The organism is Streptomyces sp. NPDC059679 (assembly GCF_042734105.1).
Taxonomy (GTDB): Bacteria; Actinomycetota; Actinomycetes; order Streptomycetales; family Streptomycetaceae; genus Streptomyces.
Genome location: NZ_JBHWES010000038.1, coordinates 87,082 through 110,922 on the forward strand (window position 1 = coordinate 87,082; position 23,841 = coordinate 110,922).

At 70.8% G+C, this 23,841-nt stretch carries 24 protein-coding genes, 1 pseudogene and 1 riboswitch; of the genes and pseudogenes, 15 read left to right on the forward strand and 10 right to left on the reverse strand.

Features of this window, described 5'->3' with window-relative positions; all coding sequences use genetic code 11:
* The first annotated feature begins 3 nt into the window (after positions 1-3).
* The 6 genes from ACFV2X_RS32950 (at position 4) to ACFV2X_RS32975 (ending at position 5,619) form a co-directional block, all read left to right on the forward strand.
* Entirely contained in the window at positions 4-522 is a 519-nt protein-coding gene (locus ACFV2X_RS32950) for a 2-oxo-4-hydroxy-4-carboxy-5-ureidoimidazoline decarboxylase (protein ID WP_385623584.1), read from the forward strand.
* Between the two features lie 156 nt (positions 523-678).
* Complete coding sequence (gene sdhC / locus ACFV2X_RS32955; protein WP_043487051.1) at positions 679-1,062, forward strand: succinate dehydrogenase, cytochrome b556 subunit; 384 nt, start codon at positions 679-681, stop codon at positions 1,060-1,062.
* A gap of 6 nt (positions 1,063-1,068) precedes the next feature.
* The gene (locus ACFV2X_RS32960; RefSeq protein WP_385623586.1) at positions 1,069-1,539 is read left to right on the forward strand and encodes a succinate dehydrogenase hydrophobic membrane anchor subunit; all 471 of its coding nucleotides are present in this window, start codon (positions 1,069-1,071) and stop codon (positions 1,537-1,539) included.
* 24 nt (positions 1,540-1,563) lie between these two features.
* Positions 1,564-3,318: a succinate dehydrogenase flavoprotein subunit gene (sdhA, locus tag ACFV2X_RS32965; RefSeq protein ID WP_385623588.1), complete on the forward strand. Its 1,755-nt coding sequence runs from the start codon at positions 1,564-1,566 to the stop codon at positions 3,316-3,318.
* Positions 3,318-4,109 (forward strand): succinate dehydrogenase iron-sulfur subunit, encoded by a 792-nt coding sequence (locus tag ACFV2X_RS32970; protein WP_385623590.1) that lies wholly within the window; start codon positions 3,318-3,320, stop codon positions 4,107-4,109. Before sdhA ends, ACFV2X_RS32970 begins: the two co-directional genes overlap by 1 nt.
* A 166-nt stretch (positions 4,110-4,275) precedes the next feature.
* Positions 4,276-5,619 (forward strand): VanZ family protein, encoded by a 1,344-nt coding sequence (locus ACFV2X_RS32975; protein ID WP_385623592.1) that lies wholly within the window; start codon positions 4,276-4,278, stop codon positions 5,617-5,619.
* Positions 5,620-5,637: 18 nt separating this feature from the next.
* Here the strand turns inward: ACFV2X_RS32975 and ACFV2X_RS32980 are convergent, their stop codons facing one another.
* On the reverse strand, positions 5,638-7,305 hold the full coding sequence (locus ACFV2X_RS32980) for a serine/threonine-protein kinase (protein ID WP_385623595.1): 1,668 nt from the start codon (positions 7,303-7,305) through the stop codon (positions 5,638-5,640).
* A 116-nt stretch (positions 7,306-7,421) separates the two neighbouring features.
* Positions 7,422-9,641, reverse strand: coding sequence for an MMPL family transporter (locus ACFV2X_RS32985; RefSeq protein WP_385623597.1), 2,220 nt, complete (start codon positions 9,639-9,641; stop codon positions 7,422-7,424).
* A gap of 265 nt (positions 9,642-9,906) precedes the next feature.
* Between ACFV2X_RS32985 and ACFV2X_RS32990 the strand changes: the two genes are divergently transcribed.
* A complete protein-coding gene (locus ACFV2X_RS32990; RefSeq protein WP_385623647.1) occupies positions 9,907-10,602 on the forward strand; it encodes a response regulator transcription factor in 696 nt (231 codons plus the stop codon).
* Positions 10,599-12,143 carry an ATP-binding protein gene (locus ACFV2X_RS32995; RefSeq protein WP_385623600.1) on the forward strand — a complete coding sequence of 515 codons (1,545 nt, stop codon included), beginning with the start codon at positions 10,599-10,601 and terminating at the stop codon, positions 12,141-12,143. The genes ACFV2X_RS32990 and ACFV2X_RS32995 overlap by 4 nt, the downstream gene beginning before the upstream one ends.
* A gap of 15 nt (positions 12,144-12,158) precedes the next feature.
* Here ACFV2X_RS32995 and ACFV2X_RS33000 read toward each other — a convergent pair whose 3' ends face one another.
* Both ACFV2X_RS33000 and ACFV2X_RS33005 read right to left on the reverse strand, forming a co-directional pair.
* Positions 12,159-13,466: a metallophosphoesterase gene (locus ACFV2X_RS33000; protein ID WP_385623602.1), complete on the reverse strand. Its 1,308-nt coding sequence runs from the start codon at positions 13,464-13,466 to the stop codon at positions 12,159-12,161.
* Between the two features lie 15 nt (positions 13,467-13,481).
* A complete protein-coding gene (locus ACFV2X_RS33005) occupies positions 13,482-13,757 on the reverse strand; it encodes an SCO4848 family membrane protein (protein WP_385623649.1) in 276 nt (91 codons plus the stop codon).
* 106 nt (positions 13,758-13,863) lie between these two features.
* Here ACFV2X_RS33005 and ACFV2X_RS33010 point away from each other — a divergent pair, with 106 nt between their 5' ends.
* Positions 13,864-15,156 (forward strand): D-alanyl-D-alanine carboxypeptidase family protein, encoded by a 1,293-nt coding sequence (locus ACFV2X_RS33010; protein ID WP_385623605.1) that lies wholly within the window; start codon positions 13,864-13,866, stop codon positions 15,154-15,156.
* 26 nt (positions 15,157-15,182) lie between these two features.
* Here the strand turns inward: ACFV2X_RS33010 and ACFV2X_RS33015 are convergent, their stop codons facing one another.
* The 3 genes from ACFV2X_RS33015 to trpS form a co-directional block, all read right to left on the reverse strand.
* Positions 15,183-16,079: a YihY/virulence factor BrkB family protein gene (locus ACFV2X_RS33015; protein ID WP_385623607.1), complete on the reverse strand. Its 897-nt coding sequence runs from the start codon at positions 16,077-16,079 to the stop codon at positions 15,183-15,185.
* A 159-nt stretch (positions 16,080-16,238) separates the two neighbouring features.
* A complete protein-coding gene (locus ACFV2X_RS33020; RefSeq protein WP_385623609.1) occupies positions 16,239-16,838 on the reverse strand; it encodes a 2'-5' RNA ligase family protein in 600 nt (199 codons plus the stop codon).
* A gap of 209 nt (positions 16,839-17,047) precedes the next feature.
* A complete protein-coding gene (trpS, locus tag ACFV2X_RS33025) occupies positions 17,048-18,061 on the reverse strand; it encodes a tryptophan--tRNA ligase (RefSeq protein WP_385623611.1) in 1,014 nt (337 codons plus the stop codon).
* 181 nt (positions 18,062-18,242) lie between these two features.
* Here trpS and ACFV2X_RS33030 point away from each other — a divergent pair.
* A pseudogene (locus ACFV2X_RS33030) lies at positions 18,243-18,788 on the forward strand (RNA polymerase sigma factor); the annotation flags it as partial.
* Positions 18,789-18,822: 34 nt separating this feature from the next.
* The gene (locus ACFV2X_RS33035) at positions 18,823-19,311 is read left to right on the forward strand and encodes a hypothetical protein (protein ID WP_385623652.1); all 489 of its coding nucleotides are present in this window, start codon (positions 18,823-18,825) and stop codon (positions 19,309-19,311) included.
* Here ACFV2X_RS33035 and glyA read toward each other — a convergent pair.
* The 3 genes from glyA to ACFV2X_RS33050 form a co-directional block, all read right to left on the reverse strand.
* Positions 19,250-20,560, reverse strand: coding sequence for a serine hydroxymethyltransferase (gene glyA, locus ACFV2X_RS33040; protein ID WP_385623614.1), 1,311 nt, complete (start codon positions 20,558-20,560; stop codon positions 19,250-19,252). The two genes, ACFV2X_RS33035 and glyA, sit on opposite strands and share 62 nt — an antisense overlap.
* Positions 20,561-20,602: 42 nt before the next feature.
* Positions 20,603-20,696, reverse strand: a riboswitch (ZMP/ZTP riboswitch).
* Between the two features lie 81 nt (positions 20,697-20,777).
* Positions 20,778-22,121, reverse strand: coding sequence for a hypothetical protein (locus tag ACFV2X_RS33045; protein WP_385623616.1), 1,344 nt, complete (start codon positions 22,119-22,121; stop codon positions 20,778-20,780).
* A 25-nt stretch (positions 22,122-22,146) separates the two neighbouring features.
* Entirely contained in the window at positions 22,147-22,605 is a 459-nt protein-coding gene (locus ACFV2X_RS33050; RefSeq protein WP_385623619.1) for a DNA-processing protein DprA, read from the reverse strand.
* 183 nt (positions 22,606-22,788) lie between these two features.
* Here ACFV2X_RS33050 and ACFV2X_RS33055 point away from each other — a divergent pair, with 183 nt between their 5' ends.
* The 4 genes from ACFV2X_RS33055 to ACFV2X_RS33070 all read left to right on the forward strand — a co-directional run bounded on the left by ACFV2X_RS33055 (position 22,789) and on the right by ACFV2X_RS33070 (position 23,796).
* Positions 22,789-23,130 carry a hypothetical protein gene (locus ACFV2X_RS33055; RefSeq protein ID WP_385623622.1) on the forward strand — a complete coding sequence of 114 codons (342 nt, stop codon included), beginning with the start codon at positions 22,789-22,791 and terminating at the stop codon, positions 23,128-23,130.
* Entirely contained in the window at positions 23,127-23,312 is a 186-nt protein-coding gene (locus ACFV2X_RS33060) for a hypothetical protein (RefSeq protein WP_385623624.1), read from the forward strand. The genes ACFV2X_RS33055 and ACFV2X_RS33060 overlap by 4 nt, the downstream gene beginning before the upstream one ends.
* Positions 23,309-23,536, forward strand: coding sequence for a hypothetical protein (locus ACFV2X_RS33065; RefSeq protein WP_385623627.1), 228 nt, complete (start codon positions 23,309-23,311; stop codon positions 23,534-23,536). The genes ACFV2X_RS33060 and ACFV2X_RS33065 overlap by 4 nt, the downstream gene beginning before the upstream one ends.
* Before the next feature lie 131 nt (positions 23,537-23,667).
* Complete coding sequence (locus ACFV2X_RS33070; protein ID WP_385623630.1) at positions 23,668-23,796, forward strand: hypothetical protein; 129 nt, start codon at positions 23,668-23,670, stop codon at positions 23,794-23,796.
* Positions 23,797-23,841: the final 45 nt, after the last annotated feature.

The window sequence follows — 23,841 nt, forward strand, 5'->3', positions numbered from 1 at the left end:
CCCATGCTGTCCACCGCCCGCCTCGCCCGCCTCAACGCCGCCTCCGCCGGCGTCGCCGAGGACGTACTGCTCGCCTGCTGCGGCAGCCGCCGCTGGGCCCGGCTGCTCGTGGCGCACCGCCCCTATCCGGATCTCGACGCGCTGCTCGCGGCCGGCGACGAGGCCAGCTATGACCTCACCCCCGCCGACCTCGACGAGGCCCTGGCCGACGAGGCGGTGGTGGGACAGCTGCCGGCCGCCGACGGCCCGGGGGCGCTGGCCGCCCATACCGCACTGCGGGCCGCCCACGCGGAGTACGAGCGCCGCTTCGGACATGTCTTCGTGATCTGTCTGGATGACCTTCACCCCGACGAAATGCGCAATCGGGTGCTGGCCGAAATACATACCCGACTGGACAACGAGAGGGACGCCGAGCGGGTCAAGGCGGCCGACGAGCTGCGGCGTATCGCGCGCGGCCGACTCGCGCGGCTGATCGCGGGCCAATCTCAGATGTCCGGAATCAAACGGTTCCACCCCGCCTGATCTAGGCCGTGCGTGCCTGATCGATCACACTGAAGCCCCCCGGGCGAGCGAACCGACAACACGTCGCTACGATGGCCAGGGCCGGTGGACCGTACCCGGCCGGGCCCGACCGACAGAAGCCGGCAGGCCCCAATCCCCGTTTCCGGAGGGTTTTCCGTGCCGGCTGGAACGCTGTATCGCGGCCGGGAAGGCATGTGGTCCTGGGTGGCTCATCGAGTCACCGGCGTCCTCATCTTTTTCTTCCTGTTCGTCCACGTGCTGGACACCTCGCTCGTTCGCGTGTCGCCCGAGGCCTACGACGACGTCGTGGCGACGTACAAGAATCCGATCGTGAACGTGATGGAGTACGGCCTGGTGGCCGCCATCCTGTTCCACGCCCTCAACGGCCTGCGCGTCATCGCCGTGGACTTCTGGTCGAAGGGCCCGAAGTACCAGAAGCAGATGCTGTGGAGCGTCGTCGGTATCTGGGTCGTGCTGATGGCGGGTGCCTTCTACCCGATCCTGCAGCACACCCTGCGCGAGCTGTTCGGGAAGGGCTGACGCGAGATGTCCGCCGAGACCACCACCCCCGTGAACGACAGTGTCCACATGTATGACGTGGACCACCCCGCGCCGCTCATCGAGCCGCCGCGCGCCCGTACCCGTAAGACGCCGAAGGCGACCCGCACCAATTTCGAGATGTACGGATGGCTGTTCATGCGGCTGTCCGGCGTCCTGCTGGTCGTACTCGTCCTGGGCCACCTGCTGATCCAGCTGGTCCTCGACGGCGGCGTCTCCAAGATCGGCTTTGCCTTCGTGGCCGGCCGCTGGGCCTCGCCGTTCTGGCAGGCATGGGATCTGATCATGCTCTGGCTCGCCACGCTGCACGGCGCGAACGGCCTGCGTACGGTCATCAACGACTACGCGGAGCGGGACAACACCCGCCTGTGGCTGAAGGGGCTGCTCTACACGGCGGCAGGATTCACCATTGTGCTCGGCACTCTGGTGATCTTCACCTTCGACCCGAACATCCGCTAGGCCCCGGGGCTGAGGTATCCACTCATGAAGATCCACAAGTACGACACCGTCATCGTCGGCGCCGGCGGCGCCGGGATGCGCGCGGCCATCGAGTCGACGAAGCGCAGCCGCACCGCGGTGCTCACCAAGCTCTACCCGACCCGCTCCCACACCGGCGCCGCCCAGGGCGGCATGGCGGCCGCCCTCGCGAACGTCGAGGAGGACAACTGGGAGTGGCACACCTTCGACACGATCAAGGGCGGCGACTACCTGGTCGACCAGGACGCCGCCGAGATCCTGGCGAAGGAGGCCATCGACTCGGTCCTCGACCTGGAGAAGATGGGCCTGCCGTTCAACCGGACCCCGAACGGCACCATCGACCAGCGCCGCTTCGGCGGCCACAGCCGTAACCACGGCGAGGCCCCGGTCCGCCGGTCCTGCTACGCCTCGGACCGCACCGGCCACATGATCCTCCAGACGCTGTACCAGAACTGCGTCAAGGAGGGCGTGGAGTTCTTCAACGAGTTCTACGTCCTGGATCTGCTGCTGACCGAGGTCGACGGCGTCCAGCGCACCGCCGGTGTGGTGGCGTACGAGCTGGCGACCGGCGAGCTCCACGTCTTCCAGGCGAAGGCCGTCGTCTTCGCCTCGGGCGGCTGCGGCAAGTTCTTCAAGGTGACCTCCAACGCCCACACCCTGACCGGTGACGGCCAGGCGGTCGCCTACCGGCGCGGGCTGCCGCTGGAGGACATGGAGTTCTTCCAGTTCCACCCGACCGGCATCTGGCGCATGGGCATTCTGCTCACCGAGGGCGCCCGCGGTGAGGGCGGCATCCTGCGCAACAAGGACGGCGAGCGCTTCATGGAGAAGTACGCGCCGGTCATGAAAGACCTCGCCTCCCGCGACGTGGTCTCGCGCTCCATCTACACCGAGATCCGGGAGGGCCGCGGCTGCGGCCCCGAGGGCGACCACGTCTACCTGGACCTGACCCACCTGCCGCCGGAGCAGCTGGACGCCAAGCTGCCCGACATCACCGAGTTCGCCCGGACGTACCTGGGCATCGAGCCCTACACGGACCCGATCCCGATCCAGCCGACCGCGCACTACACGATGGGCGGCATCCCGACCAACGTCCTGGGTGAGGTGCTGTCCGACAACGACACCGTCGTGCCGGGCCTGTACGCGGCGGGCGAGGTGGCCTGTGTCTCCGTACACGGCGCCAACCGCCTGGGCACCAACTCGCTGCTCGACATCAACGTCTTCGGCCGCCGGGCCGGCATCGCCGCCGCGGAGTACGCCGCCGGGAACGACTTCGTCGAGCTCCCCGACGACCCGGCCACGTTCGTCCAGGGCCAGGTCGAGGGGTTGCGGAACGCCACCGGCAGCGAGCGGGTCGCCGAGGTCCGCAAGGCGCTCCAGGAGACCATGGACAAGAACGTCATGGTCTTCCGCACCGAGCAGACGCTGAAGGAGGCCGTCGAGGAGATCGGCCACCTGCGCGAGCGCTACAAGAACATCAGCGTCCAGGACAAGGGCAAGCGGTTCAACACCGACCTTCTCGAGGCGATCGAGCTGGGCAACCTGCTCGACCTGGCCGAGGTCATGGCCGTCTCCGCGCTGGCCCGCAAGGAGTCGCGCGGCGGCCACTACCGCGAGGACTACCCGAACCGCGACGACGTCAACTTCATGCGCCACACCATGGCGTACCGCGAGGTGGGCGCAGGCGGTTCCGAGTCCATCCGCCTCGACTACAAGCCGGTCGTGCAGACCCGCTACCAGCCGATGGAGCGTAAGTACTGATGAGCACCCCGACGCTTGACAAGCCCGCCGAGGCTCCGGAGGCGGCCGCGGCGACCGCTTCGCACCTGGTCACGGTCACCTTCCGGATCCGCCGGTTCAACCCGGAGGTCGCGGCCGATGCGTTCTGGGAGGACTTCCAGATCGACATCGACCCCAAGGAGCGCGTCCTCGACGGGCTTCACAAGATCAAGTGGGATCTGGACGGCACCCTGACGTTCCGCCGCTCCTGCGCCCATGGCATCTGCGGCTCCGACGCCATGCGGATCAACGGCCGCAACCGGCTCGCCTGCAAGACGCTGATCAAGGACATCGCTGATATTCAAGATGGGAAGGGGTCGAAGCCCATCACGGTCGAGGCCATCAAGGGCCTCACGGTCCTCAAGGACCTGGTCGTGGACATGGAGCCGTTCTTCCAGGCGTACCGCGATGTGATGCCCTTCCTGATCACCACGGGCAACGAGCCGACGCGCGAGCGTCTGCAGTCCGCCGAGGACCGCGAGCGCTTCGACGACACCACCAAGTGCATCCTGTGCGCCGCGTGCACCTCCTCGTGCCCGGTGTTCTGGAACGACGGCCAGTACTTCGGCCCGGCGGCGATCGTCAACGCGCACCGCTTCATCTTCGACTCGCGCGACGAGGGCGGTGAGCAGCGCCTGGAGATCCTGAACGACAAGGACGGCGTCTGGCGCTGCCGCACCACCTTCAACTGCACGGAGGCCTGCCCGCGCGGCATCGAGGTCACCAAGGCCATCCAGGAGGTGAAGCGCGCGCTGATCACGCGGCGTTTCTGAGTTCCTCACTGCCGCAGGCACCGCTCCTCGTAGCGCCTGCGGTCATCTGACGAGGGCCCCGCTTCCCGCCCGGGAAGCGGGGCCCTCGTCGTATGCCAACAGGGCTCCCCGCGTGCGTCTTTGCAGCTATACACGCGGTGTATACGTGGTGTGTATAGTGCTCCGCATGACCGATGCGTATCTGCTGCCGATCAAGACCGCCGCGGCGCTGTTCCCCCTCCTCGCGCTGGCCCTGTTCCTGCCGACGGCCGTCGCGCTGTACCGCAGGCACGGCGTCATGTCGCGGGGGCGGGCCCTGTCGCTGTACGGGTTCCTGTACTACGCGCTGAGCGCGTTCTGCATGACGGTGGTCCCGCTGCCCAGGCGGTCCGCGGACATGTGCGGCAGGTTCGCCGCGGTCGCCGACCCGCAGCTGATCCCCGGCAACACCTTCGGTGACATCTGGAAGGAGGCGCACGGCAAGGTCGGCGTCAACGCGCTGGTCCTGCAGAACCCCGCCGTCGCCGGAACCCTCTTCAATCTGCTGCTGCTCCTGCCGCTCGGGATCTTCCTGCGCTATCACTTCCGGCAGGGGCTGCGGGCCACCGCGGCCCTCGGCTTCAGCGCCTCGCTGTTCTTCGAGCTGACGCAGTGGAGCGGGGTGTGGGGCCTGTACGCATGCCCGTACCGGCTCTTCGACGTGGACGATCTGATCGTCAACACCTCGGGCGCGATGCTCGGCTGGGTCCTGGCCGGGCCCGTGGCGCGGCGGCTGCCCACGCTGGAGACGCTGGACGGGCGGGCGCTGGCGCGCCATCCGGTGCCGTTCGGGCGGCGGCTGACGGCGCTGGTGGTCGACCTGGTCGGGTATGCGGCGGCGACGCTTCTCGCCGTCGTGGTGAGTGCGGGGCTCGGCGTGGGGGACCTCGTGCTGTGGGTGCCCGTCGCGGCCTTCGCCGGGTGGTTCGTGGTCCTGCCGTATCTGACCGGGGCGACACCCGACAAACGGCTGTTGCTGCTGCGGGTGGTGCCCTCGGACGGCGGGGCGCTCCCCCTCTGGCGGCTGGCCGTACGGGCGCTGGTGCTCGGCGTGGCCGCGCTTCCGTTGCTGGCGGGGCTCTCCCTCGCGACGGCGGTGCTGCTCTTCGAGCCGTCGCTGTCCGGCCTCGTCAACACTGCCGCCGCCACCGCCCGGCGGGCGAACGGCGAGGACGCGGTGTACCTCGTGGCGTCCTCGCCGGAGCAGGCACTCGTCACGGTGCTGGGCGTCGCGCTGCTGGTGGCGTACGGGCTGCGGACGCTGCGGCACCCCGATGGGCTCGGCCCGCACGAGACCCTGTCGGGGCTCCGCAACGAGCCCCTGCCGCACACCCGCGCCCGGTGCCCCCGCGGCGCGGTGGCCGTCCCGGTCGCCGTCGCCGTCCCCGCCCCCGTCGCCGTCCCCGGCCCCGTCGGGACCGCCCCCGTCGGGACCGCCCCCGTCGCCGTGAGGGCGACCGCCCCGCGAGAGAAGACGCTCACCAGCGTGTGAGCCCGGGTCAGGCCCGGGTCATGCTTCCCGGGCGCAGAGGGCAAGTTCACGGGGCCTGACGATCACCGTGTACGTCCCGGGGTCATCGCCGCAGGCGTCCGCGTAGACCTTGTCCTGGCCTTCGAGCACCGTGAAGATCCGCGCCTTCACCCAGTCGCGGCCGGTGAACGGGATCTGCCGCCCGCACGGCGTCCGGGCGCCGACCCGCGCCTCGACGATCTCGTCGCTCGACGAGTCCGTGCGCAGCGGGAAACACTGCCCCACCCGGTAGACGCGCTCCATGCACAGCGCCGGCCGTTCCGCTTCGGCCGGCTTCCACTCGATCTGCCAGGTCTCCGAACAGTCCAGCCCCTCGCGCTCTTCCGCGCGGTCGACCACCTTGTAGTAGGCGTCGTCGGCCGCGCAGTCGACCGGCCCCGGGGCCTGGTCGGCCGGATACCACGCGCTGCCGTCATGAAAGACATCGGTGCACTCGCCGGTCAGCAGCGCGGGCTCCCCGGCCGTGTCCGCCGTACGCGTGGAACTCGCCGAGCCCGGCAACGGTGACGGCGACGTGCTCTGCGACGACGATGTGCTGCCGCCCGCCCGCGCCTTCGGCTCGTCCCCGTCGTCGGACATCACGCCGCCGAACATCAGCACCGCCGACACGACGGCCAGGACCACGACGATCGCGGCGACCGCGACCGCCACCGCGGTCTTCCGCACCGGCGCGGTCCGTACGTCCTGGAGGACGTCGGCCTCCGCCGGCCACGGTGTTTCGCCGTACTCCTGGGCGGAGGCCGCACCGCGCTCCCGGAAGGCGTCGATGGCCCGCAACCAACTCGGCGGCAGCCAAGCCGGGTCGTCCGAGGCCGAAGCCGTTCCTGGCGCGTCCAGCTCGGCGGCCAGGACGTCGAGCAGTTCCCGCGGCGACGGCCGGTCGGCCGGGTCGGCCGCCAGACAGCGGCGTACGAGGCCGTCGAGCTCAGCGGGCAGTCCGGTCAGGTCGAGCCGCCCTTGGGCGACCCGCCCCAGCAGTTGGGGAACCTCGCCGGTCTCGGCGTACGGGGGACGGCCGACCGCGAGATGGAACATCGTCGCCCCGAGGGAGAAGACATCGGACGCCGCGCCGCTCTCCTCACCCCGGGCCTGTTCGGGTGAGGTGAAGGCGATCGTCCCCGGCGTGACCGTGGTCCGGGTCGGGTCGACGGCGTGCGGGACACCGAAGTCGATCACGCGCGGGCCGCCCTCGGGCAGCAGCACATTGGAGGGCTTGACGTCCCGGTGAACAAGCCCCGCCGCGTGCACGTTCACCAGCGCCTCGGCGACCCCGGCGGCCACCCACCGCACCGCGGGGACGGGCAGCGGCCCGCAGGTCTCGACCAGATGGGCCAGGGAAGGCGCCGCGATGTACTCGGTGGCCAGCCACGGCACCTCGGCCGCGGGGTCGGCGTCCACCACGTTGGCGGTGTAGATGCCCGCGACCCGCCTGGCGAGCGTCACCTCATGCGCGAACCGCTGCCGGGCGGCGTCGCTGACCGGCCCCTCCGCGCGGATCGTCCTGAGCGCGACCAACCGGCCACCGGGTAAGGAACGGGCCAGATACACCCGCCCCATGCCCCCGCCGGCGAGCACCGACAGGATGCGATAGGGCCCGACCCGGCCTCCCGGCGCAAGCCCTTCTCCGCTTCTGTCGTAGCCCGTCATCCCAACCCCCCTGTGGGCGGCGCCGCTTGGCGAACGGATCGGCGGACGTCGACCACCATCACCTTACGGCTCGGGGCGCTCCCGGTCCCCGGAAGCGCCCCCTCCCGCGCATGAACTCAGCGCTCCGCCACCAGCTCCCGTTCTCCCTCGGGCTCCGGCGCGGCCCCCGGGTACGGGCGGTCCGGCGGGTCGACCGCCAGATGCGGCAGCCGCTTGTCGATCGCGCGCGGCAGCCACCAGTTGGCCCGGCCGATCAGCTGCATCAGGGCCGGTACGAGCACCATGCGCAGGATGAACGCGTCCAGCGCCACGGAGCCCGCGAGCCCGAGCCCGGCCATGACGCCGCCCCGGTCACCGCTGAGGATGAACGAGGAGAAGACGCAGATCATGATGAGCGCCGCGCAGTTGATGACCCGGCTGGTGTCGGCGAGCCCGGCCCGTACCGCCCGCGCGTTGTCCTTGGTGTGCACCCACTCCTCGTGCATCCGGCTGACCAGGAAGACCTGGTAGTCCATCGACAGGCCGAACAGCAGCGGCAGCATGATCACGGGCAGGAAGGAGATGATCGGCCCCTCCTTGCCCAGGCCCAGCAGGTCCATGCCCCAGCCCCACTGGAAGATCGCCACCAGCACGCCGAAGGACGCGGCCGCCGCGATCAGGTTCATCACCGCGGCCGTGAGCGGCACCACCACGCTGCGGAACGCCACGAGCAGCAGCAGCGCGCCAAGACCGACGATCAGCGCGATGAACGGCGGCAGCCGTTCGCCGATGACCGACGCGAAGTCCTTCTGGATGGCCGTGGCACCGCCGATGTCGACCTCGAGCGCGGTGCCCCGCTCGGCCGCGGGCACGATGTCGTCGCGCAACGTGTCGATCAGCCGGTCGGTCTTCTCCGACTGCGGCGAGGTGGTCGGCACCACCTGCACCACCGCCGTGTCCTTGGCCGTTCCGGGCGCGGCTGGGAGTCGTACGGCTCGCACCACGCCCTCGGTGCCGTTCACCCTGCGCACCAGACCGTCCAGCGCCCGCTGTTCGGCCGCCCCGCCGGAGACGTCCGCGACCATCAGCAGCGGCCCGTTGAAGCCGGGCCCGAAACCCTCGGCCAGCAGGTCGTACGCCTTGCGGGTGGTCTGCGACTCGGGCTGGTTGCCCTGGTCGTTGGTGCCCAGCCGGAGCGAGAGCGTGGGGATCGCGAGCACCGCCATCACGACGAGCGCGACCGCGGCCAGCGCCTTGGGCCGGCGCTCCACGAACGAGGCCCAGCGCACCGCCCGTCCGCCGGGCTTCTCGCCCTCCCGCGGCCCCTCCTCCGCCAGGGCCCGCCGTTCCTTGCGGCTGAGCACGCGGTGCCCGAGGAAGCCGAACATCGCGGGCAGCAGGGTGACCGCGGCCGCCACGCTGAGCAGGGTGGTGAGCGTCGCGGCGATCGCGATGCCGTTGAGGAAGCTCAGGTCCAGCGAGAACATCGCCAGCAGCGCGATACACACCGTGCCGCCCGCGAACAGCACCGCGCGGCCCGAGGTGTCCAGCGCCCGCATCGCGGACTCGGCCGGATCCAGGCCCGCCCGAAGGCCCTTGCGGTGCCGGGTGACGATGAACAGCGCGTAGTCGATGCCGACGCCGAGCCCGATCAGGCTGCCCATCAGCGGCGCCACATCGGGCAGGTCGACGACATGGCTGAGCAGCACCAGCGCGGACAGGCCGGTGCCCACCGCGAAGATGGCGTTGAGCAGCGGCAGCAGCATCGCGAACAGCGACCCGAAGGCGAGGAAGAGCACCACGGCCGCCGCGACGATGCCCACCGCCTCCGAAAGCCCGGCCGGCGGCTCCTGCGTCTGCTCGATGGCCTGCCCTCCGAGCTCCACCCGCAGCCCCGCGGTGCGCGCCTCCTCGGCCCGGTCGATGACCTTCCGGATGTTCTCCTTCCGCAGCTCGGGCGCCTGCTTGGTGAAGGTCACCTCGGCGTAGGCGATCCGCCCGTTCTCGCTGATCTGCCGCGCGCCCTCGGGCTCGTACGGGCTGACCACCGTGCCCACCTCGGGCAGCTTCCCGATGTCGGCGAGCGCCGCCGACATCCGCTCCCGTACGGCCGGATCCTTGACCGACTTGCCCTGATCCACCTCCCACACCACGCTGTCGGTGTCCCCCGCGCGCTGGGGGAACGCCTTCTCCATCCGCTCCATGGCCCGCGAGGACTCGGTCCCCGGGAGGCTGAAGACGTTCGAGTACGCGCTGCCCGCGACCCCGCTCGCGACGGCCGTGCCGAACAGCGCCCCCACCCACAGCAGAAGCACCACCAGCCGGTGTCTGAGGCACCACCGTGCCCATGCCGCCATGCGTTCCGCCCCCTGTTTCTCGTGATGTTCCGACGTACGTCCCCGAGGTACGCACCAAGGCTCGGCCGCGGGTGCGGGGCGGCAGGGCGGCCGAGCCCGGACTCACAAGAAGCTCCCAGGCTTCCCCATGGGATCGCGCAATTTTGCGACCGATACTGGGGAGATGAGTGCCGAAGACCCCAACGGCAACCCCGGCAGTCCCGTCAGCCCTGGCGGTCCTGGCAATCCCGTCAGCCCTGGCAGTCCTGGCAGCGCCACCGTCCTGATCGTCGAGGACGAGCCGAGCATCGCGGACGTGCTCGCCATCACCCTGCGCTTCCACGGCTTCTCGGTGGTGTGCGCGGGCAGCGCGCGGGCCGCCGTGGAACTCGCCCGCGAGGCGCGCCCGGACGCCGTCCTGCTCGACATCGCCCTGCCCGACGGCGACGGGCGCCATGTGTGCCGGGTGCTGCGCGCCGAACGCGCCGATCTGGCGGTCGTCTTCCTCACCGCGCGCGACGCCCCCGCCGATATCGTGCGCGGCCTCGCGCTCGGCGGCGACGACTACATCACCAAGCCGTTCAACGTCGACGAGGTGGTCGCCAGGATCCGGGCCGTGCTGCGCCGCACCCGCCCGCCGGGCCCGGCCCCGGACGCCCCGCCGCCGCCCCGGCCCCCGGTGCTGCGCCACGGTGACATGGAGCTCGACGAGGCCACGTACACGGTGCGGCGCGGTGGGCGCAGCGCGGATCTGACCCCGACCGAGTTCGCGCTGCTGCGCCATCTGGTGCGGCACGCGGACCGGATCGTGCCCAAGGAGCAGCTGCTGCGGGATGTATGGCGGTACGAGCAGCCCGTCGAATCCACGGTCGTCGAGACGTACATCAGCTATCTGCGGCGCAAACTCGACCCGCTGGGGCCGCCGCTGATCCGTACCCGGCGGGGCGTCGGCTACGGTCTGCGGCCCGTGGAGCCGGCGTGAGGTGGCGGAAGAAGGAGGAGCGGCATCAGCGCGCGACGCTGCGGGCCAAGCTGACGCTCAGCATCATCGCCATGCTGACGCTCGGCATCGCCGCCGCCCTGTGGGTCAGCACCATGGGCATCCGGCACTACATGGTCGCCAACATCGACAGCGAACTCCTCGCCTCACGCAACGCGCTCCAGCGGACCGGGCTGACCGGCGACCAGATAGCGACCCTCGCCTCGATCGCCGAGCTGAGCGGCAAGTTCACCTCCGAGAACCATTCCAACCGGACCCTGTTCACCGTCGTCGGCCGCGACGGCAAGGCCGCGCCGTTCAGCGGCGTGCCGCCGGACGCCGCCCAGCGCGCCCTCGCCGACGCCGTCCCCGACGCCGCCGCGCTGACCCGCCGCGACGAGCCCATCGACGTGACCGCGCACGGCACCGGCTACCGGGTGACCGCCCTGCGCCTGGGCGGCCCCGATGGCCTGCTGATTCTGGTGGCCAACTCCACCACGGCCGTCACCCAGACCATGCACAAGGTCGTACGGATGGTGCTCACCATCGGCGCCGCCCTGGTCGCCTGCCTGGGCGCGGCCACCTTCTTCGGCACGCGGCGGCGGCTGCGCCCCTTGGAGGACATGGTCGAGACCGCCTCCGCCATCGCCGAGGGCTGCCCCCAGGGGCTCGACCTCTCCCGCCGGGTCGCCTCCCGCGGCCACCGGCACAGCGGCGGCGAGGTCGAACAGCTGCGCACCGCCCTCAACGCCATGCTCCAGCAGCTGGAGACCGCCTTCGTCACGCGCGAGCACGCCGCCGGACAGCTGCGCCGGTTCATCGCCGACGCCTCGCACGAGCTGCGGACGCCGCTCGCCGCGATCCGCGGCTATCTGCAGCTGGACGAGAAGGGCATGTTCAAGGACGAGGCGGAACGGGCACGCGCGATGGCCCGGATGAACGCCGAGGCCGAACGCATGGCCCGGCTCGTCGACGAACTCCTCGCCCTGGCCCGCCTCGACCAGCGGCCCCGGCTGCGCCCCGCGCCCGTCGACCTGGCGGGCGTGGCGCGCGGCGCCGCCGCCGACCTCAGCGCCCAGCAGCCCGGCCGCCCCGTCGAGCTGCGCCTGCCCGCGGACTGCCCGGTCCTCGCCGACGAGCCGACCCTCCACCAGATCGTCAGCAATCTGCTGGCCAACGTCCGCATCCACACGCCCGCCGACGCGCGGGTGCGAGTGAGCGTGGCCGAGGAGGGCGGGTACGGGGTGCTGCGGGTCGCCGACGAGGGGCCGGGCATGGGTCAGCAGGACGCGGAGCGCATCTTCGACCGCTTCTTCCGTACAGGCGGCGCGGAGGGCAGCGGGCTCGGCATGGCGGTCGTACGGGCGGCGGTCGACGCGCACGGCGGCACGGTACGGGTCACCACCGCCCCGGGCGAGGGGCTGACGGTCGTGGTGGCCCTGCCGTCGGCGCGGGCGGACGGCCACCATCGGGCGCGGGCGGCGGCCGGCCTTGGGACGACGACCACGGCCGGACGGCCGGCGGCCCGGCCGACGACGCCCTGATGTGCGTTGTCGGGGTCAGGCGCGGGTCGCCGCCAGCTCCACGACGGTGATGTCCGGCGGCGCCCCCACCCGTACCGGCGGGCCCCAGGCGCCGGCGCCGCGTGTGACGTAGAGCTGTGTGTCGCCGTAGCGCTCGAGTCCGGCGGCGGTCGGGTTCGCGAGCTCGGCCACGTAGTTGCCGGGCCACATCTGGCCGCCGTGGGTGTGTCCGGACAGCTGGAGATCCACGCCGTGGTCCACCGCGTCGTGGATCACCACCGGCTGGTGGGCGAGCAGCACACAGGCGCGGGCCGGGTCGCGGTCGCCGAGCGCCGCCTTGAAGTCGGGGCCCTGGCCCTCGTCCTCGCCCGCGATGTCGTTCACCCCGGCGAGGTCGAAGCCGCCCAGCTCGGTGCGCTGGTTCTCCAGCGGCCGCAGCCCGAGCTCGCGTACGTGGTCGACCCACTGGGCCGCGCCGGAGTAGTACTCGTGGTTGCCGGTGACGAAGTACGACCCATGGCGGGCGCGCAGCTCGCGCAGCGGCTCGGCGGCGGGGCCCAGATCCTCGACGCTGCCGTCGACGAGGTCGCCGACGACGGCGATCAGATCGGGGCTGGTGCGGTTGATCGTCTCCACGATCCGCCGGGTGTGGGCGCGGCCCAGGATCGGCCCGAGGTGGATGTCGCTGACCACGGCGATCCGGAACCCGTGCGCCTGGCGCGGCAGCTTGGCCAGCGGCACGGTGACCCGCTTCAGGCGCGGCCCGCGCAGCACGGTGTACGTCCCGTACCCCACGGTGCCCGCCGCCACGGCGGCCGCCCCGACGGCCACGGTCCGCGCGACGAACAGCCGCCGGGAGGGGGGCGGGGGCACGTCTTCGGTCGCGGTCTCGGCTTCGGTCTCGGTCTCGGTGCGTACCGCCACCCGTACCTGCTCCGCGGGCGGTTCGGCGGGCGGTTCAGCGGGCGGGGCGATCGGCTGGGGTTCGGGCTCGGGCTCAGGCTGACCGCCCCGGGCCGCGTCGCGCCGCTCCAGCCATCGGCGCAGCAGCGGCCGTACCGCCTCGCCCGCCAGCAGGGCGAGCGTCAGATACAGCACCAGCGCGAGCCACAGATACCCGGGCCAGGCCAGGGCCTGCTGCAGGGCGAAGGGCGCTCCGGCCCGCCCGGAGACCAGCGCGCCCACGCTGATCAGCGGCAGCACCACCGCGGCGACCGTACCGGCGCGCCGGGCGCGCCCGCCCCGCGCCGTCGTATCGCGGACGAGCCGGCGCCACAGATACCAGTGGACGCCGGCCAGCAGGCCGACGACGGCAAGCGCCACGAGGGCGAAGAGCACGACCAACCCAGGTCCTCCCGTTCAGTGCTGCTGCTGCTTTTCAGCGGCTTCAGCTGCGTCCTCGTGGCGCAGAGCACGCAGCCCACGGAACCCGATCACGCCGATCCCCGTCCCCAAGAGAAACGAGGTGATCGCGAGCAGCAGATGCACCCAAAAGTACGCGGTGGGATCTCCGGCGTCGTCGAAAGCCAGCCCGCTGCTGTCCTTCCACAAGTTTTTGACAAAGGTGAACCAGATGGCCCAGCTCCAGACCCCGAAGGCGAGCAGGAACCAGGAAATGGGGCGGCTGAGCTTCATGCTTTCCAGTATGAACACGCATGGCGGACGTGCCTCGCGCGGGTCGAACACTCGCAAGACCGCAGCCATTTCGCCCGGGGGTTCGACGGCCGGTACGTTCACAGGCGTGCCGACCTCCTCCCGCGCCCCCAAGCGGCGCACCGCCGCCCCCCTGGCCGCCTCCGCCGCCCTTCTCCTGGCCGCCCTGTTGTCCGCCGCCCCGGCCCACGCCGCGCCGACCGCCGACCGCGACGACGACACCCCCAAGCCGCCCGCCAAGATGTCCGACGTGGGCGGCGAACGGCTCGGCCGCCCGGGCACCCAGGTCTCGCTGAAGGGCGGCGCGCCCGCGCTGCCCAAGGGGCTGAGCGGACTCTCCTGGATGGTGGCCGACGCCGAGTCCGGCGACGTACTCGCCGCGCACAACGCCCACTGGAAGCTGCCGCCCGCATCCACCCTCAAGATGCTCTTCGCGGACACGGTGCTGCCCAAGCTCCCCAAGGACCGCGAGCACAAGGTGGCGCCGTCCGACCTGGCGGGCATGGGCGCGGGCAGCAGCCTGGTCGGGGTCAAGGAGAACCTGACGTACTCGGTGCACGATCTGTGGCTCGGTGTCTTCCTGCGCTCGGGCAACGACGCGGTGCATGTGCTGTCCGCGATGAACGGCGGCAAGGGGAAGACGGTCCAGGAGATGCAGGCGCACGCCGAGCAGCTGAACGCGCTCGACACGCATGTCGTCACCCCGGACGGCTACGACGAGAAGGGCCAGGTCAGCAGCGCGTACGACCTCACGCTGTTCGCCCGCTCGGGGCTGCAGAAGGCGGACTTCCGGGAGTACTGCTCGACGGCGACCGCGAAGTTCCCCGGGGAGTACAAGAAGGACAAGAAGAACAAGGGGAAGAAGAAGCGCGAGAGCTTCGCGATCCAGAACACCAACCGCCTGCTGACCGGCTACGAGGTCCCGCAGTACAAGGGCATCGCCGGGGTGAAGAACGGCTACACGACGCACGCCGGCTCCACCTTCACCGGGGTCGCGCAGCACGGCGACCGGGTGCTGCTGGTCACGGTCATGAACCCGCAGAAGGAGGAGGCCAACGAGGTCTACAAGGAGACCTCGAAACTCTTCGACTGGGGCTTCAAGGCGGCCGACAAGGTCGAGCCGGTGGGCACGCTCGTCCGGCCGGGCCCCAAGGGCCTGGAGAGCGGGTCCGGGTCGGACGGCGCCGGAGGCAGCGGGAAGAAGACCGGTGACCACGCCCAGGCGGCCGTCTCGCCCGGCGACGACGGCTCGGGCTCGGGCGGCATGTGGACGGCGGTCGGTGTCACGGGCGGCTCGCTGGTGCTGCTGGGCGGCGTGGCGTACGCGGTGCACCGGCGGTGGCCGCTGCCGGAGCTGGTGCGGCGCCGCTCACGCGGCTGAGCACGCTCTGCTCGCGAGTCCCGACGTCAGGAGCGCTCGGGCTGGGGGATCCCCAGCCCGGGGCGCTCCGGCTCGGGGACCGGTTTGGTGGCGGTCCAGGCAGCGCAGTAGAGCGTCAGCTTGGCGGTGAGGTTGATCCACAGGAGCAGGGCGATGGGCACCCCGAAGGCCCCGTACATGCTTTTGGCCGCGACGTTCTGGAGGTAGCTGCTCAGCAGCAGCTTGAGCAGTTCAAAGCCGATCGCGCCGATGAGCGCCGCGACGACGACGCTCCTGCGGGGTGGCTGTACGCCGGGCAGCCAGGTCAGGACGTAGCACAGCAGCAGGAAGTCGGCGACGACGGCGGCCGCGAAGGCCGCCAGCCGCAGCAGCGAGCCGCCGGGCCCGTTCTCGGGGATGCCCAGATGTCGTGCGGTCCAGCCGACGGCGGTGACGGCGAAGCCGGAGACGGCGAAGGAGGCGAGCGCGACGCCGCCGAGGCCGAAGAGCACGACGGCGTCCTTGAGCTTGCGCTTCACCGCGTTGCCGGGGTCCTCCTCCAGCTCCCACACCGCGCGCAGGCACTCGCGCAGCGAGCCCACCCAGCCGATGCCGGTGAACAGCAGCAGCACGCCGGCGACGATGCCGATGGTGGCGGCGTTCTCGATGAGGCCGCTGAGGTCGAGCTGCCCGGAGATCCCGGGGACCTGCTGGGCGAGCTTCTTCTCCAGCTGCCGCATCTGGTCCGCGCTGAGCGTCGCGGCGCCGATCGCGGCGCCGACGGTGATCAGGGGGAAGAAGGCGAGAAAGCTGATGAAGGTGATGGCGGCGGCGAGCCTGGTCCAGTGGACGCGCTCCAGCGTCTCGTACGAGCGGTATGCGTGGGTGTGCATCAGCCGGACGATCAGGGGGCCGATCACGGGCAGCCGGGTCAACCAATCCATGATCAGCGAGTACCCTTCGGTCGGCTTCCAGTCCCCGGGGCGAGGAGGCCAGGGTCTCGCTACGACGGGCCGTCAGCCGGAATCGGCTTGTCCGACACCCCGCTCATCACTCTTACGGATCCGCTGGCTCTTACGGATCCGCTGGCTCTTACGGATCCGTCAGAGGGACGGCGCGGGCGGACGGCAGAGGTTGACCTGGCGAGGGAGCACCGGACCGGGGCCCGACGGGCCGGGGCCGTCGCCGAAGGGGTATTCGCGCTCCAGCCGCCAGACCCCGTCCGCGCCCTGCTGATAGAGCGCGAAGCCCTCGATCGTCCAGGCCGCCTCGAAGTCCTTCAGCTCCGCGTACGCCCGGTCCATGGCCTCCTCGTCGATGCCATGGGCGATCGTGACGTGGGGGTGGTAGGGGAACTGCAGCTCACGGGCACACGGCCCGGAGGCGACCCGCACCCGCTCCTGGAGCGCCGCGCACTCCTCGACGCCCTCGACGATCTTGACGTAGACGACCGGGGACAGCGGGCGGAAGGTGTCGGTGCCCTCCAGCCGCATCGTGAACGGCCGGCCCTCGGCCGCGACCGCCGCCAGATGGCGCTCGACGCCGGGCAGCGCCGAGGAGTCGACCTCGGTGGGCGGCAGCAGCGTGACGTGGGTGGGGATGCCGTGAGCGGCAGGGTCACCGAAGCCCGCGCGCCGCTGCTGCAGATAGCTGCCGTACGGCTCCGGGACCGCGATCGAAACGCCGAGCGTTACGGTCCCCACTGCGTTCTCCCTCCTGGCCCTCCCGGGCGTTGTGGGCCTGATCCGCTGTATCCGGTGTATCCGGTGTCAGTGTGGCGGCTGGGCCGCCTTCGCGGCTAGGTTCACCGGTCCATCGGCGCACGTACCCACGGCCCCCGCGAAGGGGGCGTTGGGACATCGGCCGGTGATCGAGGTGATCGAGTAGTGCCGATCAGTGCGAATAGTGCCGGTCAGTGCTTGGCGGGCAGGAAGCCGACCTTGTCGTAGGCGCGGGCCAGCGTGTCGGACGCGACGGCGCGGGCCTTCTCCGCGCCCCTGGCCAGGATTCCGTCCAACGTCTCGGGGTCCGCGAGGTATTCCTGCGTACGCTCGCGGAAGGGGGTGACCCACTCGACCAGTACGTCGGCGAGCTCGGTCTTGAGCGCACCGTAGCCCTTGCCCTCGTACTTCCGCTCCAGGTCGGCGATCGTGGTGCCGGTGAGGGTGGAGTAGATGGTCAGCAGATTGCTGACGCCGGGCTTCTTCTCCTCGTCGTAGCGGATCTCGGTCTCGGTGTCCGTGACCGCGCTCTTGATCTTCTTCGCCGAGACCTTGGGCTCGTCCAGCAGGCTGATGATGCCCTTGGGCGTGGACGCCGACTTGCTCATCTTGATCGCCGGGTCCTGAAGGTCGTAGATCTTCCCGGTCTCCTTGACGATATGCGGAGCGGGAATGGTGAACGTGTCGCCGAAGCGCCCGTTGAAGCGCTCGGCGATGTCACGGGTCAGCTCGACGTGCTGACGCTGGTCCTCGCCGACCGGGACATGGTTGGCCTGGTAGAGCAGGATGTCGGCGACCTGGAGGATCGGGTAGGTGAAGAGCCCGACAGTGGCCCGGTCCGCGCCCTGCTTGGCCGTCTTGTCCTTGAACTGGGTCATCCGGGACGCCTCGCCGAAACCCGTCAGACAGTTCATCACCCAGGCGAGCTGCGCGTGCTCGGGCACATGGCTCTGGATGAAGAGGGTGCAGCGGTCCGGGTCGAGCCCGGAGGCGAGCAGCTGCGCGGCGGCGAGACGGGTGTTGGCGCGCAGCGCCACCGGATCCTGCGGCACGGTGATCGCATGCAGGTCCACGACCATGTAGAAGGCGTCGTGGGTCTCCTGCAGCGCGACGTACTGCCGGATCGCACCGAGGTAGTTCCCGAGGTGGAACGAGCCTGCGGTGGGCTGGATACCGGAGAGTGCACGGGGACGATCGAGGGCCATGGCACCCATTCTCTCAGGTGTGGAACCGGTCTCGGTCCGCCGGTGTATGAAAGGTGTGAGGACTCGTGAGAGGGCGCGGGAGGGGGGCCTCGCCGTGCGGAAGACGGCAAGGGCGCAGTCGGCTGGGGCCGGGGCCGAGACGGCGTCGGCCGAAGCGGAGACGGTTTCAACCGAAGCGGAGATCATCGCGCGGGTGCGCGCCGGGGACACCGAGGCGTACGCGGAGCTGATGCGCGCACACGCACCGATCGCCCATCGCACCGCCGTGCTGCTCGGGGCGGGCCCCGACGCGGAGGACGTGGTGCAGGACGCCTTCGTCAAGGCGTATCTCGCCCTGGGGGGATTCCGGGACGGCGCGTCGTTCCGCCCATGGCTGCTGCGGATCGTGACCAACGAGACCAGCAACCTGCTCCGCTCGGCGCGCCGCATGCGCACGGCGGTGGGCCGGGAAGCGGCGCTGGTCGGCGGTGCCGGCCGCGGCGGATCCGAGCCGGCCATACCGGAATCCGCGGACCCGGCGGTGGCGGCGCTCGCGGGCGAGCGGCGGGCCCGACTGCTGGCCGCGCTGGACGAGCTGAGCGAGCCACAGCGGCGGGTGGTCACCTACCGCTATCTGCTGGATCTGGACGAGTCGGAGACCGCGCAAGCGCTCGGCTGGCCGCGCGGCACGGTGAAGTCCCGGCTCAGCCGTGCGCTGAGGCGGCTGGAGGGACTGCTGGCGGAGGGGGAGGAAGGAAGGCGGGAAAGTGACGGAGCGGAATATGAAAAGGACCGCGGAGAGGGGCTCGGGGTCGCCCGCGAAGGGCACCGAGGCTGTGGCCCGGACCGGGGACGGGGACGGGCGCCTGCCCGACGAGTTGCGGGCGCTCGGGCGCGCGCTGGAGTCTCCCCCGCTGGGCGGGTCGCCGGTGGACGGAGAGACGCTGATCGAGCGGGTGATGGCGCGGATAGTGGGCGCTTCGGCGGCCGCCCCCGCGACCGCTCCGGACCGGGACGGGCGGGTCCAGGTCCGGGCGGACGAGCAGTGGCGGGACCTGCCCGGCCTGACGGCCGGACAGGGCTCCGCGGACGACCAGCCCGGGCCCAGGCCGGAGGGCTCCCAGCCGGAAGGGTTGAGCCCGGACGAAGTCAGCCCGGACGAGGCCAGCCCGGACGAGGTCAGCTTGGACGAAGTCAGGCCGAACGACGTCAGGCGGTCGGCAGACCGGGGGCGGGGTAGGCGGCCATCAGCTCGGCGACCTCGGCCCTGATCTTGGCGAGCGTTTCCTCGTCGCCGCTCCCGGCGGCACCCACGCCCCGGTCGATCCACTCGGCGACGGTGGCCATGTGCTCGGTGCGCAGACCGCGCGAGGTCAGGGAGGGGGTGCCGATCCGGATGCCGGAGGGGTCGAAGGGCTTGCGCGGGTCAAAGGGGACGGTGTTGTAGTTCACCACGATCCCGGCCTGGTCGAGGGCCTTGGCCGCGACCTTGCCCGGCACGTCCTTGGGCGTGAGGTCCATGAGGATCAGGTGGTTGTCGGTGCCGCCGGAGACCAGGTCGAAGCCTCGGGCGAGCAGGGCTTCCGCAAGGGCTTGGGCATTGGCGACGATGGCGTGGGCGTAGTCGCGGAAGGCGGGCTGGGCGGCCTCGTGCAGGGCGACGGCGATACCCGCGGTGGTCTGGTTGTGCGGGCCGCCCTGCAGCCCGGGGAAGACGGCCTTGTCGATCGCCTTGGCGTGGACCTCGCGCGACATCAGCATCGCGCCGCGCGGCCCGCGCAGCGTCTTGTGGGTGGTGGTGGAGACGACATCGGCATGCGGCACCGGGGAGGGGTGGGCGCCGCCCGCGATCAGCCCGGCGATATGCGCGATATCGGCGACCAGCACCGCGTCCACCTCCCGGGCGATCTCCGCGAAGGCGGCGAAGTCGATGGTGCGGGGCACCGCCGTCCCACCGCAGAAGATCACCTTGGGGCGCTCCTTACGGGCCAGGTCGCGCACCTCGTCGAAGTCGATCAGCCCGGTGTCCTGCCGCACCCCGTACTGGACACCGCGGAACCACTTGCCGGTGGCGGAGACGCCCCAGCCGTGGGTGAGGTGGCCGCCCATGGGCAGCGACATGCCCATCACGGTGTCACCGGGCTCGGCGAAGGCCAGGTAGACGGCGAGGTTGGCGGGCGAGCCGGAGTACGGCTGCACGTTGGCGTGCTCGACCCCGAACACGGCCTTCGCGCGGTCCGCCGCCAGGGTCTCGACCTGGTCGATGACCTGCTGGCCCTCGTAGTAGCGGCGGCCCGGGTAGCCCTCGCTGTACTTGTTCTGGAGCACCGTGCCGGATGCCTCCAGAACGGCGCTGGAGACATAGTTCTCGCTGGGGATCATGCGCAGGGTCTCCGCCTGCAGCCGCTCCTCCGCCCCCACCAGCGCGGCAAGCTCCGGGTCGGCCTCCGCCAGTGCGGGATGAGAGAGGAAGGGGCCGGGGGAAGAGGCGGAGTCGGAATGGGAGAGGGGCTGGCTCATTGGTGTCCTCCGGGCGATCGGTCGGTTGGTCCGGTCGAAGTCCCGGGGTGCCCAGGCGGGCGGCACCTCGTGATGGTCGCAGCCGCACACCGCTTCCTCGTGGTCTCTTCCACGTTCGCCAGTCACGGCGTGCGCTCCCACTCTAATCGGGGTGCGGTTTCGGCCCAGCCGGGCGTCGGCTCATCTTGGCCTTCGGGCCGGACAGGGGCTCGTCATGTCAGCTTCCGAGTAGTTCGACGAGGTGATCGTCGAGGTCGGCGACGAAGTCCTCACGCCGCCAGGGCCGCAGTTCCCTGCGTGCCTGCCGCAGCCGCAGCGCGGGCACACGCCCGCCGGTACTGGCGGCGGAGTCGACGCAGCTGTGCAGAAGATCCGCGGCTTGCTCAGGCGCGTCCAGCCGGATGCAGGCCAGGGCCTGATCGGTGGAGACGATGGCCCGCTGTACCCGCTCACGCGGTGTGCCGAGAGCCGCCACGCTATCGGCGAAGAAGTCGTGAGCGACCGCCGCGTCTCCGACGTACAGCTCACACAGCCCCTCGAAGCCGCGCAGGTGGTCCGGGCTGAAGCTGGCCGGCGCCGGATCGCCCTCGCCGTTGCGGTCGAGGTCGTACCAGGCAAGCGACAGCGCAGTCTGCGCGTGCCGCTCGGACCCCGCTCGGGCGGCGACCTCGGCTTGTAACGCATGCGCTCGGGCCCGCACGCGGACACTGTCGCCCGTACGCGCATCACGCACCGCGGCGTCGACCAACCCGCGGGCCGCTTCGATACCGGGGGCGGAGTACAGCGTGACCAAGGCGTGGCTCATGTGGACGACGGCCCGGCGCCACCGAGCGTCGAGTTGTCCGGCCGTAGCCGTGGCGGCCGCGTACAGCGCGCGGGAGGCTTGGTCGTCCCGGGTCTCGAACGCCAGCCGCCCGCCGAGGGTGTACGCCTGCACCGCGACCGTGCGCAGCTCAGGTAACAGGGGGGCGGGGACAGCTCCGAGCAGGAGCCGCCGACAGGACTCGATCACGGGGGCGAGCAGGAGTTGGAGCCGAGCGAAGGGCAGCGAGCCGACGTGCGCGTTGACGTCACCCACGGCCGTCCGTAACCCGTCGAGCAGGACCTCATCGACGCGCGTCGGATCGGTGAGCGCGGCGGCCATGGACAGTCGGGTTGCGGGCCCGAGTAGAGCGAGCAGACCGGTTCCATCATCAGTGGCCGTACGCATCAACAGCGCGCGCAGATCGCTCAGCCGGGCTTCCGCCTCTCCCAGACGGGCCAGCGCGTCAAGCAGTTCGGCGAAGTCGCTGCCCGGCCCGAGTGCGATATGCCCGTCGGCGCCTCGGGCGTAAAGATGCACGAGCAGAAGCTGATACCGGTCGCTGGGGAGGATGGGGCGCGTAGCGCTCTCCCACCGGGCCACCGATCGCTGCACGCTCGCGGCAGATGAGTCGAGGGGCTGGCCAAGGCGGCGCGCTGTGGCGATGAGTGCCCGTGAGGTTTCGGCCAGAGACCATCCCCGTGCCTTCCGAAGGGACTTGAGGGCAGCAGCACCGAGGAGCATTTCGCGCGTGCTCATGGCCTCATCATGCCGGTGATTCGCGTCACACGGGCACGATCAGATGAGGTTTCCCCTGTTCGGCACCGTAGTTGATGGTTTGCCAGGTACCAGAAGTACCCTGCGGGCCAGCGAGGGGGAACCCGATGACCATGTGGGAGTGGTCGACCATCCAGCGGTTCCGGGCGTGGAATGCGGGCGCATCGAGCCGGTCGGCGCGCAATTCGACGATCTCCGTGATGCGGTTGCGGCTGCGGGTGATGGCTTGCTGCGCCTCGGCGGGCTGCTGCTGAACGGTACCGGGTACGACGATCGTGATCTGTGAGGATGCGTTGCCCGCCAGCCAGAGCAGGGCGAGGGAGTCGATGCCCGTGGCCCCGCCGAGGTAGAAGCTCGCGTTGGGGTCTACGAATGGGCCAAGGTAGTCGGCGAACAGTTCAGCGTAGCTCGCGAGATCGCGATGCGCTGTCGACCGCGTACCGGTGATGGCCACAGCCCGGGTCATGATCCACTCCGTGTCATAGGTTGTCATATCCCGCCGCGGTTCACGGTGCGGTGATATCGATGCATGGACGCATCCCGTTGCCTCGACCTGGCTGAACGCCTGAAAGCCTACGGACCCGAACCGTGGGCACCGCCAAGCGGCCGTGGCACGGAGCTGCAGCCCGCTGGCCGTTCTTGGGACGTCGTGCGCGTTCCCCTCTCCATCGGCATCGGTAAACACACCCTCGACCTGCTGGGCGAGGCGACGGGCGCGGTCATCAAGAACCCCTTCGACAAGGTCTTCTACTGGTTGATCGCGCCCGGCTCAGCCGCCGGATGGGACATGAGCGCGCTACCCAGCATCGAGGTCTGGGGAGCGACCGCCTATATCGAGGTACCCGCCATCGACTCCCGTAGGGGGCCCGGGGTGCGCTGGCGCGTACCGCCCCGGGACGACCGGCATCTCACCGACCCGACGGCTCTCCTCGCCGCGCTGAAGATCGCCACGAGCGCGGCGCTGGGCCCACGTGAAGGGGCCGCCCGGTGACCGAATGCTGCTATCGCTGCGACAAGCCCACCCGCGAGCCGATCACCGTGCTCCGCCCGGCCGCTTCCGGGCCCGGCTGTCTGCGGCATCTGTGCCCGGAGTGCAACCGCCGACGACCGCACCCCGACGCCGACCTCTACACGGTGCTCGTAGCCCTGCAGCACGAGAGGCAGACGAGGTGACCGTCCCCGTCGGCACCCGGCGGATGTCCCCGTACTGCGCGCTGTACATCGCCGAGCCCGACACCACACCCGACGAGATCCACGCGTTCTGCAACGGCCCGGGCGAAGTCCGGCTGAAGCCGGTACCGCCCGCCACGCGCGGAGCGCTCATCATGACCGTCCGCTGTGACTGCCGCTGCCACAAGACCTCGCCCGTCGAGGTGCTGAAGGCGGACGCCACCTAGACCGGTGGGCCGCCCGAAGGCTCACCCCACCCTCGCCCCGGCCTCCCGCTTGCAGGCCAGTGGCCGGGACGAGGACCGCGCAACCAGCGCGGGGACACCCCTGCGCACCTCAACAACTCACAGGAGCACCAATGCGATTACAGCACGCCGTCCACCTCCAGGACCCGGACGACCGCGACACCATGCCCGACACCGACACCCCAACACCCGGCGGCCAGACGCCCGGCGACTCCGACGACGGACGCCAGTACGCGCACTAACCAGACCGCGACCCCGCCCTCAGACCGCCCCGCCGCAGGACGGGG